Here is a 17,893-nt window from a genome sequence, read left to right as displayed (position 1 = left end):
TATTATTGGATAAAAAAGTTAACAATCAAAATTATTCCTACAGCCAGGGACATGACCAGTACATAATTCTCTACATTACCGTTTTGGAGCCTCTTCATGGCTTTACCGCTGTCTTCAGCACCTTCGCCAATGAAGTTTACCAGCCTGTCCAGGACATTGTTGTCGAACATTTTGCCTGCACGACCGAAACCTTCAGTAGTCCTTACGATCAGCGCGTTATAAAGTTCGTCGACATATAATTTTCTGGCAGACAGTTTCTCCCAGCCAATGTATTTATCTTCGGGAACCGGAAGGTGGCGTTTCACAACATACCTGTTCCTTACCAGAAACCAAACTATGAAGAACATAGCCACCGTAAGACCTAACAAAATCAGTTCTGTAGTAAGGGTTATACCCTGCAGGTTGGCTTCCAGCTGGTTTTTGATATCTTCGGAAAGTAAGGGACTCAGCCATTGCTGCAGTTTTGAATAGTCGCCGTGAGCGATGATGTGCGGCAGGTTTATAAGACCACCAATAACCGATAGTACAGCCAATACCATAAGCGGCAGCGTCATGTTCAGCGGGCTTTCGTGCAGATGATGTTTCTGCTCCTCACTGCCACGGAACTCACCATGGAAGGTCAGGTAATAAAGTCTGAACATATATGTAGCAGTCATTGCAGCTATGGCGAAAAGGATTATCCAGAAAACAGGTCCTTTAGCCCACGCGGCTACAAGGATTTCATCTTTTGAGATCATACCGGAGAAAAAGGGCATCCCGGCAATGGCGAAGGTTCCGATCAGAAAGGTGATATGAGTGATTTTTATCTTGTCCTTCAGTCCGCCCATGAAACGCATATCCTGTTCGTCGCTCATTGCATGGATTACTGAACCTGAACCAAGGAAAAGCAGTGCTTTGAAGAAAGCATGTGTCATCAGGTGGAACATAGCTGCTGTATAAGCACCTACACCCAAAGCCACAAACATAAACCCAAGCTGTGAAACCGTGGAGTAGGCCAGAACTTTCTTGATGTCGTTCTGCCTCATGGCATAAAATGCAGCCAGGAAAGCTGTAAGCAAACCAATGAAGAGGATACCGTCCATCACAGTAGGTGCCAGTACATAAAGGAAGTTTGAACGGAACACCAGATATACACCGGCAGTTACCATGGTAGCTGCGTGAATTAATGCTGAAACCGGTGTAGGCCCGGCCATGGCGTCAGGCAACCAGGTATATAATGGAACCTGGGCAGATTTTCCGACAGCACCTATGAAAAGAGCTGCACATATGAAAATGATGACAGACCCGTCTGCTTCAAACTTAGATGCGTTTTGAGCTACGGAAAGGTAATCCAAAGCATTGGTATGAAAGGCGATCATAAATATACCCATGAGGAGACCAAGGTCACCGATCCGGTTCATTATAAATGCTTTTCTCGCAGCTTTGCCGTACTCCTTGTTTTTAAACCAGAAGCCAATTAACAGGTAAGAGCAGAGTCCTACACCTTCCCAACCGATAAACAGGATCACATAGTTGCTTCCCATTACAAGAAGTAGCATCATAAAGACAAAAAGGTTCAGGTAGGCAAAAAACCTGTGGAAACCTTTATCAGTATGCATGTAACCAATGGAGTACAGATGGATAAGCGAGCCGATTCCGGTAATGATCATAATCATCATCAGTGACAGCTGGTCTATCTGGAAGCTGAAGTTGATCTGGATACCATTGATGCGGAACCACTCGAAGGCCCGTACGATTATGGGCTGAGAGTCCTTGTCAAAATTCAGGAAGAGATACAGACCAATGCAGAAAGAAGCAAAAACAGCCAGGGAAGCTATTGCCCCAACGATGTTTTTTGGCAACTGCTTTCCAAAAAGTCCGTTGATCAGAAAGCCGGCTAAGGGTAAGAGTATAATTGCAAAAATCAAGTTTTCCATCATCGTTTATCCTCTTAATTTGTTAAAAATACTGACATCCACTGATTTCGTGTTTCTGTACATCATCGCAATGATGGCCAGACCTACAGCCACTTCCGCGGCAGCAACGACCATGATAAAAAATACCAGGATGTGTCCGTGACCGTCGCCCATATAACTGGAAAATGCAGCCAGTAAAAGGTTTACCGAATTGAGCATAAGTTCCACACATCCGAGGATGATAATGGCATTTTTGCGCAGCAGGACGCCCAACACACCAAGGCTGAAGAGCAGTGTACACAAAATTACGAAGTAATTGAGCGGTACCGTCTGTATAAAAGTATTCACTTCTCCCATAATATTAGATATCTTTCTTACCAATAAGAACAGCTCCTACAATACCTGCAAGAATCAGGATGGAGGCAAGTTCAAACGGAACTACATATTCGTTAAACAATAGTCTTCCCAGATTTTTGGTCAGACCTACAGAGTAATCAATATCCGGGGAAGCAAGAATTTCCTCATTGAATCCGCGGAAAGCTCCCAGCATACCTACGAGCAGTATACCTGCACTGAAGACGCCGATAAATTTAAGTGTATTCTGCTTACGGCTTTCGTCTTCCTTATTCAGGTTCAGCATCATTAGGATGTAAAGGAAAAGTACCATGATGGCGCCCGCATAAACGATTACCTGAACAATGCCCAGGAACTGAGCATTCAGCAAAACATACATTCCTGCAATCGAAAACATGGTTACGATAAGCGACAGAAGCGCATACATAGGATTTCGGGCAAAAACGAAATAGCCGGCACTGATTACTGCTATGGCAGAAACGATGAAAAATAAAATCTGTTCCATATTATTTCACTGCCTTTTTTTGAAGTTCAGACTGTCGGTCCGTGATGTCAATTCTGTTATTCACATCTTCCACCAATTTGTCTTTTCCGTAGATGAAGGAGCCTCTGTTCGTTTCAACATCTACCAGACGGTCGGTGAGGTAGATCGCAGACTTTGGACAGGCTTCTTCGCACATTCCACAAAAAATACAGCGCAGCATATTTATTTCGTACACAGCGGCATATTTCTCTTCGCGGTAAAGATCTTTTTCTTCTCTGGTCCTTTCAGCCGCCGTCATGGTTATGGCTTCTGCCGGGCAGGCTACGGCACACAGTCCGCAGGCGGTACATCTTTCGCGTCCTTCCTCATCACGTTTCAGTACATGAAGTCCGCGCCATACCTTAGCTCTGGGTTTTTCTACCTCCGGATAGGAAAATACCTTGCCTTTAGGTCCTTCTATTGCATGCCTCAAAGTGATGAACATGCCCTTCGCGATTTCCGGAAGGTATAGCTTTTCCATAAAGGTCATTTTCTTATTCGAAACAACTTTTGACCTGTTTGTAAGTTTCATTTAACTAAATTTCTTATTAATATTTGAAAATCAAATTTTCAAACTCTCTACTTTCCAAAAAGTAGGATTACAGCTCCGGTAATCACAAGATTGAGCAATGCCAGCGGAATTAAAGTTTTCCAACCTAAATGCATCAGCTGGTCATAACGGAATCTCGGGATGGTCCATCTTATCCACATAAATATCATAATACCGATGATCGCTTTGGACAGTATGGAGACAATGCTCAGGATCCCGGCCACGTTTTCGCCCCAGTTTTCGGCTACCCAACCCATTCCCGGATAATTGAATCCACCAAAGAACAGCGTCGCAATCAGTGCGTTGGAGATGAACATATTCACATATTCACCGAACATATACATTCCGAAGTTCATGGAAGAATATTCCGTCATATAACCGTTTACAAGTTCGGATTCACATTCCGGTAAATCGAAAGGGTGACGGTTGGTCTCTGCCATTGCAGCTACGAAGAAGATGATGAATGCCAGAGGCTGATAGAGGATGTTCCAGTTTAAACCGTCTACGGCAAACAGTCCCCAAAGCTTACCTGAACCCTGGTCCATTACAATTTTGTTAAGATCCAAACTACCGCTCATCATAATGATGGAAAGTAGGGAAAGACCCATGGCAAGTTCGTATGAAATCATCTGCGACGAGGCGCGTATGGCTCCTATAAGTGAATATTTATTGTTGGAGGCCCAGCCACCGATCATCATGCCGTAAACACCTATGGAAACCATTCCAATCAGGAACAGTACACCTACGTCGATATTTGCAATCTGAAGGCTGAAGGACTCGCCACCGATGTTAAGTGTATTCCCCCAGGGAATCACTGCTCCGGTAACCAGAGCGATAAACATTGTGATGGACGGTCCCAGTATGAAAAGGAACTTCTCGGCACCTGCCGGAATAAATCCTTCCTTAAAGAAAAGTTTACCGCCATCGGCCAGTGGCTGCAGCAAGCCGAAAGGTCCGGCTCTGTTCGGACCGATACGGTCCTGAAGAACAGCGGCAAGTTTACGCTCGCCCCAGGTAGAATAAGCTGCTATTCCCAGTGATACAGCAAATAATGCTAGTACCAGTATAATTTTAAAAGTGATTAATTCCATAAAAAATGTTCAAATGTTGGGATGTTCAGAATCCCTTTCCCACAATTTATTATTTTTCTGTTCTCTGATCGTCGGCTGTACTTATTTCCTTTGCATGCGAATTGTTGAGCAGGGTATGCTCGTCGGCAGGCTTCTGATAGTGGTTCAGCGAGATTACCGAGTGGCGCGAAATATGGCGCGGACCTTCGATAGTCCACTGCGAAAGGTCTTTACGTTCGAAACGGCATTCGTTACAGATCCAGTCTTCCACCTCGTCATACTGGTCTTTCCTGGCTGTAACACGTACGATCTCATCTCCCTTCATCCAAAGCACCGCTTTTCCGGCACATTTACCGCAGTTGCAGGTAGCATTCATCGGTTTGGTGAACCACACACGGCTTGCAAATCGCGCAGTTCTGTCGGTAAGTGCTCCCACCGGACAAACGTCAATTACATTACCGATGAAGTCATTGTCCAAAGCTTTGTTCAGGTAAGTTGAAATTTCAGCATGGTCGCCGCGGAACAGGATGCCGTGCTCCCTTTCTTCGGTAAGCTGATTGGCAGCCAGTACACATCTTGCACACAGGATGCAGCGGTTCATGTGAAGTTTTATATAAGGACCGATATCTTCCGGTTCAAATGTTCTTCTTTCAAAATCAGTACGTGTAGCCTGAACTCCATGCTCATAGCCCAGATCCTGAAGGTGGCATTCGCCGGCCTGGTCACAGATAGGGCAGTCCAGCGGATGATTTACAAGTAAAAATTCGGTTACGGCTTTACGGCCTTCCTGAGTTTTTTCCGAGGTCAGGTTCTTAACTTCCATCCCGTCCATCACGCCTGTACGGCAGCTGGCTACAAGTTTGGGCATCGGGCGCGGATCCGCTTCGGAGCCTTTGGAAACTTCCACCAGGCAGGTACGGCAACGACCTCCACTGCTTTCCAGCGGTTTGTAGTAGCACATGGCCGGGGGAACGGATTTGCCACCGATCTGTCTGGCGGCTTCCAGTATAGAAGTGCCGGGCATAACTTCAGTAGTCTGTCCGTCTATGGTTATCTTGAATTTTTTAATTTCTGTGCTCATATTTATCAGCTTTAAGCCTGCTCATTGGGCTATATTGTCCCTGTAAGGGGTATTTGCTATTTAAAAATTCCGCTGGTGGACCCGCGTTTATATATTGGCGGCAGGTACCGGAATTGGGTCTGCATATCCGGCCAGACCGTAATTCTGAGTCTGGGCAAGCTCAGGATTGTTGATATGCCACTCAAATTCATCGCGGAAATGACGTATGGCCGCGGCAACAGGCCAAGCAGCTGCATCTCCAAGCGGGCAGATGGTGTTTCCTTCAATCTTTCTCTGAACGTCCCATAGAAGATCAATGTCTTCCATTCTTCCTTCGCCACTGTTTATTTTTTTCAGGATCTTATACATCCACGGTGTTCCTTCGCGGCAAGGTGTACACTGACCACAGCTTTCGTGCGCGTAGAAGCGCGCTAATGTCATCGTGTGCTCTACAATGCACTGGTCTTCATCCAATACTTCGAAACCTCCGGAACCCATCATGGTTCCCGTGGCGAATCCACCGTCGGACAGGGATTCGTAATTCATCAGTCTTGGTTCACCGTTGATGGTTTTCAGCATCAGGTTAGCCGGCAGGATGGGAACGGAGCTTCCGCCCGGGATACAGGCCTTGAGTTTCTTACCGTTAGGTATGCCGCCACAGTATTCATCAGAATAAATAAATTCCTCTACAGTGATCGTCATGTCAATTTCGTAAACCCCCGGTTTGTTGATGTTACCGCAGGCAGAAATCAGTTTTGTACCGGTAGATTTACCCACACCGATCTTGGCATACTCCGCTGCGCCGATGTTGATGATTGGAACTACTGCTGCAATTGTTTCTACATTGTTCACTACAGTCGGACTTTCCCAAAGACCTTTTACAGCAGGGAAAGGTGGTTTCAGACGCGGATTTCCTCTTTTACCTTCCAGAGATTCCAATAGGGCGGTTTCTTCACCGCAGATGTAAGCTCCTGCGCCACGCTGAACATAAATTTCACAGTCGAAACCGGTACCCAGGATGTTCTTGCCTAAAAATCCGTTGTTTCTGGCTTCTTCAATAGCTTCCTCCAGAATGTCGGGAATCCAGGAATATTCGCCGCGTATGTAGATGTAAGCTGTGTTGGCACCCAAAGCAAAGGAAGAGATTATCATTCCCTCAATAAGGATATGTGGCAGGAATTCCATAAGGTATCTGTCCTTAAAGGTTCCCGGTTCGGATTCATCAGCATTAACTACCAGATATCTGGGTACGCCTTCCGGTTTGGCCAGGAAACTCCATTTCAGTCCGGTAGGGAAGCCTGCACCTCCACGGCCACGAAGACCGGAGGCCTTAACTGCTTCCACAATTTCTTCCGATGACATTTTCAGGGCTTTTTCCACTGCTTCATAACCTCCCTGCTTGCGGTAAGTATCGAAGTAGCGAATCCCTTCTATGTGTGCGTCCTTAAGTAAAAGTTTTTTACTCATTTTATTTATATTGCCAGAGTCAGAACTCTGCATTGATTATTGTTAATGAAAAAACTGATTTGAAATATGAATTCTAGTCCAGCGCAATGGCACCCTGACGGCATAATTCAATAATTTCATCTACTTTTTCAATGGTCAGATTTTCGTGATAAAATTTGCCCAACTGCATCATTGGCGCATATCCGCAGGCACCCAGACACTCCGCAGGCTTTAAGGTGAAAAGGCCGTCTGCAGACGTACCGCCGTCGCTGATGTTCAGTTTTGTTCGGATATGATCCAGGATTTTCTCACTGCCTCTTACCATACAGGGACCTGTCCTGCAAACTTCAAGAACATACTTACCCACAGGTTTCATGTTAAACATGGTGTAGAAGGTCGCAACTTCGTAAACCTCTATAGGTTTCAGCTGAAGCACCTGAGCTACATAGTCCATAACGGGAACATCCAGCCAGCCGCCAAATTCCTTCTGCGCAATATGCAGAACAGGAATCAGGGCAGATTTCTGTTTGCCTTCCGGATATCTTTTGGTTATTTTTATAACCTGTTCTAAAGTTTCAGGTTTGAAAGCTATAGTATCGCTCACTTTTTTAAATTTTAAATTTTAGATATCGAATCTAAACCATTTCAATTTTTACATTGGTTCGGATCATTTTAAAACATCATCCAAAACCGATAATTATTTCTACGCGTCCAGTTCGCCGGCGATCACGTTCATTGAACACATCGTTACTATGGCATCGGAGATCATGGATCCTTTTATCATTTCGGGGTACGCCTGATAATAGATGAAGCATGGTCTGCGGAAGTGAAGCCTGTAAGGAGTTCTGCCGCCATCGCTCACCAGATAGAAACCAAGTTCGCCGTTTCCGCCTTCCACCGCGTGGTAGACTTCACCTTTTGGAACATCGGTTTCACCCATCACAATCTTGAAGTGATAGATCAGTGCTTCCATATTATTGTATACTTCAGCTTTCTCAGGCAGATAAAATTCCGGAACATCAGCATGGAAAGGTCCTTCAGGCAGGTTTTTATAAGCCTGCTCAATAATTTTCAGACTTTCCCAGACTTCCTGCTGGCGCACCATGAACCTGTCGTAGGTATCGCCCGCACTGCCTACCGGAATGATGAAGTCAAAATCCTGATATGAAGAATACGGACTTGCTACACGTACGTCGTAATCTACGCCCGCTGCACGAAGGTTAGGACCTGTAAAACCGTAGCTTAGAGCGCGTTCTGCAGAAATCGCACCTACCTTGATGGTACGGTCCATGAAGATTCTGTTTCTTTCGTTAAGTGCACAGAATTCGCCCCAGATCTTAGGAAATTTCTTAAGCCAGTTTTGCAGAAGTTCATGGAATTTTGGGTTAAAATCCCTTTCAAATCCCCCAATGCGGCCCATGTTGGTAGTCATCCTGGCACCGCAGATCTGCTCGTACATTTCATAGATGGCCTCTCTTTCGCGGAAGAGGTAGGTAAGACCGGTAATCGCTCCGGCATCCATGGCCGTAACACCGTTACATACCATATGGTCGGCTATACGTGCTAGTTCCATCATGATAACGCGCATATAATCTACACGTTTTGGAACCTGGCAGCCAATCAGTTTCTCAACCGTCATGTGCCAGCCCATATTATTGATGGGTGCTGAACAGTAATTCATACGGTCGGTGAGGGTAGTAATCTGAGCGAAATTCCGTCTCTCGGATATTTTTTCAAAAGCACGGTGAATGTAACCTACGGTCTGTTCGGAGTGCAGGATTCGCTCGCCGTCCATGGTAAGCACATTCTCAAAAATTCCGTGGGTAGCCGGGTGGGTGGGTCCCAAATTCAGCGTGTATAACTGCCCGTCTATATGCTCAGAAGAGTCGTACTGTGTGATTATATTTGATAGTGCGTTGTCTTTCATTATATTGACTTTAAGTCATGAACATTTATCTGCCGAACATTTTATCTTCCTTGTCCGTTCTGGTTCCGTCTTCCAGGCGGTATTCCTTGTACATCGGGTGATACCCAATATCTTCCATATTAAGGATGACACGCAAATCAGGATGACCTTTGAATTTAAATCCGTAAAAATCGTATGTTTCCCTCTCCATCCAGTTGGCTCCTGCAAAAAGGTCGGTAACTGAGTCGAATTCTGCGCCTTCCCTTTTTGTAAAGGCCTTCAGCCTTACACGAACTCCCTGACGCATATTATGCAGATGGTAGATGACACCAACCTCTTTTTCATGGTCTTCGGGATAGTGGATTCCGCAAATATCGGTAAGGAAGTTAAAATCCAGCGAAGAATCCCTGAGGTGGTGGATAACCTTCTTGATGTCTTCCTTCTTAATCTCAAGGGTCAGCATGCCGTAAGGTTCAGAAGCAGAAATGACACTGTCCGGAAACTCTCTTTTTATCGCATCTAATACAAAATCGTTAGTCATAATTGGTTTCAGAAGGGTTGCTGTATTCAGGCAGATTATTTAATTCCGTAAGATTCCAGAAGATTTTGATATTCAGGCATATCTCTCCGGCGGATGCTTTCGCTCTCGGCCAGTGCCTGCACCTGCATCACGCCTTCAATGATCTGCTCCGGTCTTGGCGGGCAGCCGGGTACATAAACATCTACAGGAATTATTTTATCTATGCCCTGCAACACGGAGTACGTGTCGAAAATTCCTCCACTGCTCGCGCAGGCTCCCACAGCAACTACCCAGCGTGGCTCTGCCATCTGTGTATATACCTGCTGAAGAACAGGGCCCAGCTTCTTGGATATTGTTCCGCACACCATAAGCATATCAGCATGTCGCGGCGAGAAGGAGTTTCTTTCCATCCCGAAACGTGACCCGTCGTAGGTAGGATTCAGGAAAGCCATATATTCAATACCACAGCAGGAGGTGGCAAACGGCAAAGGCCAAAGTGAGTGCTTTCTGGCCAGGCCTACAACACTGCTGAGCTGGGTGGCGAAGAACCCTTCGCCCTCAAGTCCTGCAGGAGGTTGGGCATCCATACGGATTACCGGTTTATTATCAGACATAATTATTTCTTTAAAAAGTTAAACATATCCACGGAAATACCTAAGTAGTTTACCCGCGAATTAATTTATTTGTCCCAGTCCAGGGCGCCGCGTTTCCAGACATATACAAATGCCATAAAGAAAACGGATACAAACATCAGTACTGCCAGAAACCCTTCTATCCCGAACTCACGGAAATTGACCGCATACGGATAGAAGAAAACGATCTCAATATCAAACAGAACAAAGAGAATGGCTGTAAGGAAATATTTAACTGAGAATGGAGTTCTTGCATTCCCCTCAACTTCAATACCGCACTCAAAACTTTCGTTTTTACGGATATTGGATTTTTGCTGTTTTGGTCCCAGAAAATGGGTTCCTGCCAGTGAAAGCAAAACGAAACCAAGGCCAACTGCTGCCTGTATGAGGATGGGAATATAAGATTCAGGTAAACTCATGTAAATTATTTTTTAAATTTAATTAACAGCGGAAGAAGGTTCCTAAACCCCAGTTTCCGCAGTTACAACCTAGTCCTGGTAAATACAAGATGCAAATTTAGGTATTTATAGGCAACAGGCGAAATATAACCATCATAAATAATCCGACACTGAAAAAAGAGAGAACTAATTTAGAATAATTCCAAATAATTACTTTTTTGAAATATTCCTGATCTTTTTGAGAGCCAGAAAAGCCAGATAAGCGATATAAAGAAACAGTATGCTGGCAAAAAGTATATTGACGATTTCGTTGAGCCGCGGATCCTGCAACTGAAAAAACCGGTTGTAAAGGATATACGCCGCAATGAGAACTGCGTAAATGATAAGTTGTTTTTTCATTATCTATACTAATTTTGAAAATGTGGCCCGGCGTTTATGATTTACCGGATTATAATCCTGCCAAAGCAACTGTATGGCTTTATTATCTGCCAGTTCAGGATTGGTTTCCAGGTACTTCACACCTTTACGTTTGAAGATGTCATAGATCTCCTTGAAAATGATGGACGTTACCCCCCGCTTCTGGTAATCGGGATGGATACCGATCAGGTAAAAGTTCGCTCTTTCATTCTTTTTGCCAGCCTGCAGGAAATGCCACCATCCAAACGGCAGCAGTTGGCCATTGGCCTTTTGAAGAGCCTCGGAATAAGAAGGCATTGTAACTGCAAAAGCAATTAGTTTGTCATCTTTGTCCGCGATGCAGATGATGAAGTCCTTATCCAGCAGTGAAAAGTACTTATCCTTATAACTCTGAACCTGTTCCGGCGTAAGCGGTGTGTAAGTGGACAGCGTGCTGTATGTTTGATCCAGAAGTTTGAACATAGGGTCCACCAGTGGCAGAAATTCCTTCTTCGACCTGAATTTCATTACCCGGAGTTGGTATTTTTCTTTTATCAGTTCGTTGAACTTCACCACTTTCTCCGGCAAAACTTCAGGAAAAACAATTTCATACTCTACCCATTCCTTTTCTCTGGTCAAGCCCAGTTTTTCAAAATGAAGCGGATAGTAATCGTGGTTATAAATGCCGATCATTGTGGCCATTTTGTCAAAACCCATGGTCAGGGTTCCGGCCTTGTCCAGATTTGTAAATCCCATGGGACCTTCAATTTTTGAAATACCGTTAGCCTTTGCAAATTCTTCTGCTTTCTCCAGAAGTGCCCTGGATACATTTAAGTCATCGATAAAATCGATCCAGCCAAACCGTACTTTGCTGATTCCCAATTCCTCCTTTTCCTTTCCGTTGATGATTACTGCAATCCGTCCTACAGTTTTACCGTCTTTCCTGGCCAGAAACTGTTTGGCTTTGCAATAGGCCAATGCAGGATTTTCGCGGGGATCCCACGTCTCCCGTTCGCCCTGTATGAGGGATGGTACGTAATTTTTATTATTTTTGTAGAGTTCCATCGGGAAGCGGATAAATTCCATTAATTCTTTCCCGGATTTTACTTCCATCACCTGGATTTCAGACATCGTTTTCGTACTTTGTTTTGTGATGAACAAATATAACGGAAAGCATGTTAAAAATGCTGGTATTTGGCATAGTTTTTAGAGGAAAAGAGGTACAGAAAAGACAGATAGAAAAGATAAAGTTATGATGACGTATTATTTAATTATTGGTGTAGTATTTATCATCAGTATGATCGTTCAGAACCGTTTGCGGTCAAAATTTGAGCATTACTCAAAAGTACATCTCAAGAACGGGATGTCCGGAAAGGAAATTGCAGAGAAAATGTTGCGTGACAGTAATATTCACGATGTGCAGGTAATTTCGGTTCCCGGCCAGCTTACCGATCATTACAATCCTATGAACAAGACAATTAACCTTTCGGAAGGTGTTTATATGCAGCGAAATGCAGCGGCTGCAGCGGTTGCAGCTCATGAAACGGGCCATGCAGTTCAGCATGCGGTAGGTTATTCCATGCTGCAACTCAGATCCAAGATGGTACCGATGGTAAATGTTGCCTCCAGACTGCTGCAGTTTGTACTGATGGCTGGTATTGTGTTGATGGCAATGAGTGGCTCCAAGACGGTATTACTGATCGGAGTTATTCTATTCGCAGTAACTACAGCGTTTGCCTTTATTACTCTACCGGTAGAATATGACGCAAGCAAAAGAGCCTTGGTTTGGCTAAAAACATCGGGTACACTGGCCAATAATGCAGAGTATGCAGGGGCGGAAGACAGCCTGAAATGGGCAGCACGTACTTATGTGGTGGCAGCCCTGGGATCTCTTGCGCAACTCATTTACTTCGCATCCATGCTTGCCGGAGGAAGAAGTAATGATTAATTCCGGAACTTAAATGAAACATGCTTCATCTCCGATAACTGATCGGAGATGTTTTTTTTATGGGTGAGCGTGAGCGAGGCGGTGATCATACATGAATTTGCTGACCTGAAATCCAGAATCTTTGCACCATATCTGTTCAGCAGGGTGAACACCGTATTCTGCAGACCGAACGGAAATTCAACGTCCAGTTCATATTCCAGTTCCCGGGCAATTATAATTCCCGCTTCCAGTGTGGCTTTTGCACATTCCTTATAGGTCTTCACCAGGCCTGAAACTCCAAGTTTTGTTCCGCCGTAGTAGCGCACGACCACCACCAGGATATTAGTCACACCGTGGGCGAGCAACTGATTGTAAATGGGAAGACCCGCACTTCCTGAAGGCTCACCGTCATCATTTGCACGGTATTTTTCCCCATTGATGCCAAGCCGATAGGCATAACAATGATGGGTGGCTTTTGGATGTTCATCTTTCAGGGTTTCCAGGCGTCCGCGAATTTCCGTTTCACTCTGCACATTCCACGCAAATCCGATGAATCGGCTGCCTTTCTCCTTCAGAATGATGTCTTCAACACGCTCCTGAAGGGTATTATAACTGTGCATGATCAATTTCGGTAAAATTCAATGATATTATCACGGTAAATTTCTTTCTTTTCAGGAAGTGCATTCCACAAGGGTGCTTTCGTCCCGGATTCCAGAAGCAGGCCTGGATCACGGATTAGAATGGCTTCGTCCCAAATATCGGCATCAATGAACTGCTGAAGGGTAAAACTTCCGCCTTCAACGATCAGCGACTGTATTTCCAGGGTGTAAAGTGTTTCCAACATTGCCTGAAGGAAGTTTTCGCCAGGTATTTTAATCAGCCTGAAATTATCTTCAGTTCCGCTTTCAAGAAAATTAAATATAATTGTGGGGGCTTCGCCGTCATAAATCTTTTGATGCCGCGGAACAATCAGATGCGGGTCTATAAGGATTCTAACCGGATGGTTTCCCGGAATATGCCTTACTGTCAGTCCGGGGTTATCGCGCAGGGCAGTGGTGGCGCCTACAAGTATGGCATTTTCGTCTGCGCGGAGCTGATGGGTGAACTGGTTCACAAGATCGTTGGATATACGCGCCGGTGTAAAGCCCTGATCCAGGAATCCATCGGCCGACTGTGCCCATTTCAGAATAATGTGCGGACGTTTCTTCTCATGGAAAGTAAAAAATCTTCTGTTAAGTTGGCGGCAGTCTTCTTCCAGAATACCGGAAATTACCTCGCAGCCGGCATCTCTCAGGATTTGTATCCCCTTACCGTCTACTTTATCATGCGCATCACGCGCGCCTATCACCACTTTTTTAATGCCTGCCTCTACAATAGCATTCGCGCATGGCGGGGTGCGCCCGTAATGAGCGCAGGGTTCCAGTGAAACATAGATGGTTGCGTTCTTCAGAAGTTCAGGATTCTTAACGGAATGAATTGCATTGATTTCCGCGTGTGCTTCGCCGGCTTTGTGATGGTAGCCCTCGCCGATAATACGGTTGTCCGAGACAATCACACTTCCCACAAGTGGATTTGGGTAGGTCTGTCCGCTGGCTTTCCGGGCCAGCTCAATACATCTGCGTATATAAAATTCGTGGTTCATGGTTATAAAAAACACCCAACTTATGTTGAGCGTTATTACTGATAAATTTAGGTTGGCCTTAATATTCCGGCTTGATCTGAATCATTTCCGGCAGCTTAGTTACAACTGATTCTTTATCGGGATTACCACCGAAATACTCAATCACAAAACTTCCCTTGGACTTTGCATCGACGGCATTCACATTTCCGATCAGGATTTCCCTTCTCTCGGCTTTCTTATCTGTTGTATAAAGATATTTGATGCTGTGAAATCCTTCATTATCACTGTTCATCTCAACCTCAGATAATTTTTTATCGTCACTACCTTTAATTTCCTCGGCTTTCAATTCCCAAATTTGCACAGCTTCCTGACCAGGATGAAAGGACACCATTACACGGTCACCGGCAGGGGATTTAGGTTGATATTCCTGCGTAATCACTCTGGTCTTCGGATTAACGCTGCTTTTTGTAAGCTTATATTCTACTGTAGCGTCGGCAGTTTCAAGTTTGAGCGGGCCCGGTACCCCGAGTCTGTCCTTCTGTTGTGCAAATGCGGTTAATGCAGCGAAGATGAATAATGTTTGTAAGGTTTTCTTTAGCATAATATTTCTGTAAATGATTATTCGCCGGTGATCATATGATGAAGGCTTTGCTTCATTGATTCAAGCTGGGACTTCTTTTCTTCGATTTTCTTATAAGTATCCTTTAATAACGGATTTTCCGGCGTGGGATTGTGGAAGAAACCAAGATTATTTTCCAGTTTAACAATTTCAGCTTCCAAATCGGCAATTTGGTTCTTGATTTTTCTGGCCTTATCGGTTACCTGATTTTCGGATAGACCCTCCTCTTTCAGGTCGTAATCGTGGATTTTGTTGAGTTTCATCTTCTCTCTCAGCACCCTGTTAAAATCTGTGTTGATGGATAATTTCTCACGGGGAACTTTGCCGATACTGTTCCAGCTGTTTTTGATCTGTTCAATTTTTTCCACGCTGCCTTCAGCTTCCTGCACTTCAGACAATTCGTCCAGCAACGCTTTTTTCTTCTTATAGTTTTCCTTCCAGTTATCACCGCCTGAATCATTCTTGGCGCGGTAATTTTCAAAAAAAACATTGCAGGTATTTCGGAATTCATCCCAAACTTTGTTGGTCATGCTTCGCGGTACGTGGCCGATTTTTTTCCAGTCTTCCTGCAGTTTTTTGAACAGAGGTATCGCGGTTTCCCAGTCTTCCGTGTTCATATGGGACTTAGCCGTCTCTATTAGCTTCAGTTTTTCATCCAGGTTGTGCTGCTGACTGTTTTTCAGACCTTTATAAAACTCATTCTTACGGTTATTAAAAGTGCGAAGTACCTGCTTAAAGTCATTCCAGTTCTGATTGGAGATCTTGCGAGGTACGCTGCCGGTTTTCAGAAACTCAGTACGCAATTCCTCTACCTGCTTTATTGCATTTTGCCAATAGTTGTGATTGGGATCTTTTTCCGGCTGAACCAGTTTCTTAATCTGCTCTATAATGCCGTTCTTCTTTTCCAGATTGGCGGTTTGCTCACTTTCTATCTGGCTGCTTAGTTCGGCCCGGCGTTCGTGCACCCTGTTGGAAATTTCCTTAAACAGCTGCCAGGTTTTCTCGCGGAATTCCTCTGCTACGGGTTCTGCCTCTTCTTTCCAAAGTTTGTGCAGATACTGCAGTTCATTCAGTGCTTTCTGTACAGACGGCTCGTTTTCCAGTTCCCGGGCGCGGGCAATTATATGTTCACGCTTTTCCAGGTTGTGAGCATATTCCTGTTCCAGATATTCTTTGTTCATATCAAGCATCTGGTAAAACTGATTAAGATGGTGGAAGTAATTATTGTTCAGTAATTTGAATTCCGATTTTGGAACCTGTCCGGCCTGGCTCCAGGCCTCCTTAATCTCACGAATCTCCCGGAAAAAGTTGGTACCTGCCTCCGAGTTGGTATACAGATTTTTTAACCGTTCAATAACGGCTTGGCGTGTTTCCATGTTTTTCGCATGTTCTTCTTCCTGCTTTTTGTGGAATTCGTCCTGTTTTTCCCGATAAATGTTACTCAGGCCCGAAAGTTTCGCTTTGTAAGGATGTTCATAGCTGAAGTCCTCCTCACCATTTCCCGCGGATGCCAGTTCCTGCTTCTTCTCTTCGGTTTCGTCATGAATAATTCGTGAAGCCTCATCCCGGAGTTTGGCAAATAATTTAAAATCCGCGCCGCCATCCTTGCTGTTGATGACCTTTTCCATCCGGTCAAAAATTTGCGTCAGGGACAGGCACGAAACTTCGTCGTCAGCAGCGTGCATTTCCTCCTGATTTTTCTCAGCTGCGGTATTTTCTTCTTCAGACGTGGCAGTATTGTTATTTACTGATGCTCCAGTTGCCGGTGTTGGGGTTTCTGGCTCCTGCACAGGCATCGGTTCAGTATCGGTTGTTGGTGCTTCAACGGGCGTTTCGGAAACACCGGGACTGGAAGGTTCCTCCTCGCCAGAGCTGCTTTGCTCAGCCGAAACCTGCACATCAGGTACAGTTACACCTGATTCGGCAGTTGCTTCACTGACCTGTGGGGTCGCTGTGTTAGGCTCAGTTGGTAATTCGGAAACAGTTTCCGGCTGTTGTACATCAGCAGGTTTTTTTTCTTCGTTCTCGGAGTGGGATGGTTCCGGTGTCATAGCCAGTCTTTTTTAGTTATATTTCGTTAAATGGTGATTCAGGTGCTTACAGCAACTGTTTTGTGCAATAAATATAAACAAAAATTATAACTCACAGAAAAGGTAACCTCAAACGTGCACTGATTGTTTGTGGATCATCCTGTTCACGCCTCCCTATTCCAAATTTCCCAGGCTTTTTCTGCCTGCTGCTCCAGCATCATCTGTCCGTTAGCAGTTATGGCGCCCCTTGATGCGGATTCGCGCAGAAAAAGGGTTTGGGCAGGATTGTAAATAAGGTCTATTACCACATGTTGAGGGGAAAGGGCTTCAAACGGAAATTTTAGACAGTCACCAATATTGGGATAAGTGCCCACAGGTGTGGTTTGGACAATGATTTTGTGGGTCTGTACCTCTTCAGCGGTAAGTGTATCGAAATTAAGCGCGCCCTTTCTATAAACGGTTTTATAAGTTATTTGATTGTGCTTTAGCACATATTGAACAGCTTTAGCAGCACCTCCATTACCTAAAACAAGTGCGGATCGGTGATGATCCCGTTTCAGCCTCATCAGGGTAGCCTCAAATCCTGCTGCGTCGGTATTGTACCCCCTCAGATGACCGTCCAGGACTGCAACAGTATTTACGGCACGAATCATCTTTGCTTCTTCGCTGAGGCTGTCCAACAGCGGAATGATCTTTTCCTTGAACGGAATGGTGACGTTAAAACCACTTAATTTTTCTTTTTCACAAAACTGTCTCAAACCACTGAGGTCATTAAAATCATATATTTTGTATGAATAGTTATCCAGACCGAGCTGCCTGAATTTCTCTGTAAAGTATTTTCCTGAAAAAGAATAGGAAATATTCTGTCCGATCAGACCAAACTTTTTTGCTGCACCCATGATTCAAAAGTACAAAAAAGGCCGGTTAAAATGCCGGCCTCACTTTT

At 44.7% G+C, this 17,893-nt stretch carries 20 protein-coding genes; 1 reads left to right on the top strand and 19 read right to left on the bottom strand.

Annotated elements, in window-relative coordinates:
• Window positions 1-2: 2 nt before the first annotated feature.
• The 14 genes from nuoL to P0M11_RS08345 all read right to left on the bottom strand — a co-directional run bounded on the left by nuoL (window position 3) and on the right by P0M11_RS08345 (window position 11,881).
• Complete coding sequence (gene nuoL, locus P0M11_RS08410) at window positions 3-1,916, bottom strand: NADH-quinone oxidoreductase subunit L (protein WP_275625348.1); 1,914 nt, start codon at window positions 1,914-1,916, stop codon at window positions 3-5.
• A 6-nt stretch (window positions 1,917-1,922) separates the two neighbouring features.
• A complete protein-coding gene (gene nuoK / locus P0M11_RS08405; protein WP_275625260.1) occupies window positions 1,923-2,252 on the bottom strand; it encodes an NADH-quinone oxidoreductase subunit NuoK in 330 nt (109 codons plus the stop codon).
• A 4-nt stretch (window positions 2,253-2,256) separates the two neighbouring features.
• Complete coding sequence (locus P0M11_RS08400; protein ID WP_275625259.1) at window positions 2,257-2,754, bottom strand: NADH-quinone oxidoreductase subunit J; 498 nt, start codon at window positions 2,752-2,754, stop codon at window positions 2,257-2,259.
• Window position 2,755: 1 nt separating this feature from the next.
• Window positions 2,756-3,304 carry an NADH-quinone oxidoreductase subunit I gene (locus tag P0M11_RS08395; protein WP_158063457.1) on the bottom strand — a complete coding sequence of 183 codons (549 nt, stop codon included), beginning with the start codon at window positions 3,302-3,304 and terminating at the stop codon, window positions 2,756-2,758.
• Between the two features lie 47 nt (window positions 3,305-3,351).
• Complete coding sequence (gene nuoH / locus P0M11_RS08390; RefSeq protein WP_275625258.1) at window positions 3,352-4,413, bottom strand: NADH-quinone oxidoreductase subunit NuoH; 1,062 nt, start codon at window positions 4,411-4,413, stop codon at window positions 3,352-3,354.
• A 49-nt stretch (window positions 4,414-4,462) separates the two neighbouring features.
• Window positions 4,463-5,473 (bottom strand): 2Fe-2S iron-sulfur cluster-binding protein, encoded by a 1,011-nt coding sequence (locus tag P0M11_RS08385; RefSeq protein WP_275625257.1) that lies wholly within the window; start codon window positions 5,471-5,473, stop codon window positions 4,463-4,465.
• Between the two features lie 87 nt (window positions 5,474-5,560).
• Window positions 5,561-6,919, bottom strand: a complete 1,359-nt coding sequence (nuoF, locus tag P0M11_RS08380; RefSeq protein WP_158063460.1) for an NADH-quinone oxidoreductase subunit NuoF — start codon at window positions 6,917-6,919, stop codon at window positions 5,561-5,563.
• Between the two features lie 73 nt (window positions 6,920-6,992).
• The gene (locus tag P0M11_RS08375; RefSeq protein WP_275625256.1) at window positions 6,993-7,502 is read right to left on the bottom strand and encodes an NAD(P)H-dependent oxidoreductase subunit E; all 510 of its coding nucleotides are present in this window, start codon (window positions 7,500-7,502) and stop codon (window positions 6,993-6,995) included.
• Window positions 7,503-7,601: 99 nt separating this feature from the next.
• Complete coding sequence (locus tag P0M11_RS08370) at window positions 7,602-8,825, bottom strand: NADH-quinone oxidoreductase subunit D (RefSeq protein ID WP_275625255.1); 1,224 nt, start codon at window positions 8,823-8,825, stop codon at window positions 7,602-7,604.
• Between the two features lie 25 nt (window positions 8,826-8,850).
• A complete protein-coding gene (locus tag P0M11_RS08365) occupies window positions 8,851-9,345 on the bottom strand; it encodes an NADH-quinone oxidoreductase subunit C (RefSeq protein WP_158063463.1) in 495 nt (164 codons plus the stop codon).
• A 35-nt stretch (window positions 9,346-9,380) separates the two neighbouring features.
• Window positions 9,381-9,938 (bottom strand): NADH-quinone oxidoreductase subunit B, encoded by a 558-nt coding sequence (locus P0M11_RS08360; RefSeq protein WP_158063464.1) that lies wholly within the window; start codon window positions 9,936-9,938, stop codon window positions 9,381-9,383.
• A gap of 65 nt (window positions 9,939-10,003) precedes the next feature.
• Window positions 10,004-10,375, bottom strand: coding sequence for an NADH-quinone oxidoreductase subunit A (locus P0M11_RS08355; protein ID WP_275625254.1), 372 nt, complete (start codon window positions 10,373-10,375; stop codon window positions 10,004-10,006).
• Window positions 10,376-10,564: 189 nt separating this feature from the next.
• Complete coding sequence (locus tag P0M11_RS08350; protein WP_158063466.1) at window positions 10,565-10,753, bottom strand: hypothetical protein; 189 nt, start codon at window positions 10,751-10,753, stop codon at window positions 10,565-10,567.
• Between the two features lie 3 nt (window positions 10,754-10,756).
• Window positions 10,757-11,881: a GNAT family N-acetyltransferase gene (locus tag P0M11_RS08345; RefSeq protein ID WP_275625253.1), complete on the bottom strand. Its 1,125-nt coding sequence runs from the start codon at window positions 11,879-11,881 to the stop codon at window positions 10,757-10,759.
• Window positions 11,882-12,005: 124 nt separating this feature from the next.
• Here P0M11_RS08345 and P0M11_RS08340 point away from each other — a divergent pair, with 124 nt between their 5' ends.
• A complete protein-coding gene (locus P0M11_RS08340; RefSeq protein ID WP_275625347.1) occupies window positions 12,006-12,698 on the top strand; it encodes a zinc metallopeptidase in 693 nt (230 codons plus the stop codon).
• Here P0M11_RS08340 and P0M11_RS08335 read toward each other — a convergent pair.
• The 5 genes from P0M11_RS08335 to P0M11_RS08315 form a co-directional block, all read right to left on the bottom strand.
• Window positions 12,695-13,297: a YigZ family protein gene (locus P0M11_RS08335; protein WP_275625252.1), complete on the bottom strand. Its 603-nt coding sequence runs from the start codon at window positions 13,295-13,297 to the stop codon at window positions 12,695-12,697. The genes P0M11_RS08340 and P0M11_RS08335 overlap by 4 nt on opposite strands.
• Window positions 13,298-13,299: 2 nt before the next feature.
• Entirely contained in the window at window positions 13,300-14,319 is a 1,020-nt protein-coding gene (gene ribD / locus P0M11_RS08330) for a bifunctional diaminohydroxyphosphoribosylaminopyrimidine deaminase/5-amino-6-(5-phosphoribosylamino)uracil reductase RibD (protein WP_275625251.1), read from the bottom strand.
• A gap of 58 nt (window positions 14,320-14,377) precedes the next feature.
• The gene (locus P0M11_RS08325) at window positions 14,378-14,899 is read right to left on the bottom strand and encodes a hypothetical protein (protein WP_275625250.1); all 522 of its coding nucleotides are present in this window, start codon (window positions 14,897-14,899) and stop codon (window positions 14,378-14,380) included.
• 17 nt (window positions 14,900-14,916) lie between these two features.
• On the bottom strand, window positions 14,917-16,968 hold the full coding sequence (locus tag P0M11_RS08320; protein WP_275625249.1) for a DUF349 domain-containing protein: 2,052 nt from the start codon (window positions 16,966-16,968) through the stop codon (window positions 14,917-14,919).
• A 143-nt stretch (window positions 16,969-17,111) separates the two neighbouring features.
• Window positions 17,112-17,846 carry a shikimate dehydrogenase gene (locus tag P0M11_RS08315; protein ID WP_275625248.1) on the bottom strand — a complete coding sequence of 245 codons (735 nt, stop codon included), beginning with the start codon at window positions 17,844-17,846 and terminating at the stop codon, window positions 17,112-17,114.
• Window positions 17,847-17,893 lie beyond the last annotated feature (47 nt).

It is taken from the genome of Kaistella sp. PBT33-4 (genome assembly GCF_029194425.1).
In the GTDB taxonomy this organism is placed as follows: Bacteria; Bacteroidota; Bacteroidia; order Flavobacteriales; family Weeksellaceae; genus Marnyiella.
The sequence above is the reverse complement of the archived record's forward strand: the minus strand, read 5'-3'. Positions and strand labels throughout refer to the sequence as shown.